Annotated in this window: 2 tRNA genes and 2 rRNA genes; all 4 read right to left on the bottom strand. The window is 46.2% G+C overall.

The features are described from left to right. Positions 1-118, bottom strand: a 23S ribosomal RNA gene (locus tag KHA94_RS25775); the annotation flags it as partial. 260 nt (positions 119-378) lie between these two features. Next, a tRNA-Ala gene (locus KHA94_RS25770) sits at positions 379-454 on the bottom strand. Positions 455-465: 11 nt separating this feature from the next. After that, a tRNA-Ile gene (locus KHA94_RS25765) sits at positions 466-542 on the bottom strand. A gap of 236 nt (positions 543-778) precedes the next feature. Then, a 16S ribosomal RNA gene (locus KHA94_RS25760) occupies positions 779-837 on the bottom strand; the annotation flags it as partial.

Raw genomic sequence — 837 nt, 5'->3', positions numbered from 1 at the left:
TTCGGAAATCTCCGGATCAAAGCTTACTTACAGCTCCCCGAAGCATATCGGTGTTAGTCCCGTCCTTCATCGGCTCCTAGTGCCTAGGCATTCACCGTGCGCCCTTTCTAACTTAACCTACTTCGGCTAACGATCAACTTCGAATCTCTGCGTCAGCTCTCTCACTCCGCTCCTCACGTACGAAGTACGTTCCGGTGCTCGTTCGGTCGCTTCCTTGATCTTCTCGCTGCTCGTCACCCTCATGGTTTGTACTCTTACTTTGTTTTAAAATAAGAGAGAAAACTAAAATGGCGATTACTCGGTTATTCTTCTTCATTGCATTATCTAGTTTTCAAAGAACAAATTAAGCGAAAAAAATAACGAATAGTAGATTCGTTATGGTGGAGCCTAGCGGGATCGAACCGCTGACCTCCTGCGTGCAAGGCAGGCGCTCTCCCAGCTGAGCTAAGGCCCCGTTATTTGATATGGTGGGCCTAAATGGACTCGAACCATCGACCTCACGCTTATCAGGCGTGCGCTCTAACCAGCTGAGCTATAGGCCCATATAACGGTGTTCGATAAATGATAAGCGGTGCATCTCTGCGTCAGCTCCGTCACTGTGCTCCTCACGTACATACTACGTACGTTCCGGTGCTCGTTCGGTCACTTCCTTGACCTGCTTGCTTCTCATTTTTCTCACTTTATTTATTAAAATTTTAATGAAAGATTGCTCTCTCAAAACTGAACGAACAAGAAACGTCTTATTTAAGAAGTATTGAATACTTCTATATATCCTTAGAAAGGAGGTGATCCAGCCGCACCTTCCGATACGGCTACCTTGTTACGACTTCACCCCAA

The organism is Cytobacillus citreus (assembly GCF_018343665.1).
GTDB lineage: Bacteria > Bacillota > Bacilli > Bacillales > Cytobacillaceae > Cytobacillus > Cytobacillus citreus.
The sequence above is the reverse complement of the archived record's forward strand: the minus strand, read 5'-3'. Positions and strand labels throughout refer to the sequence as shown.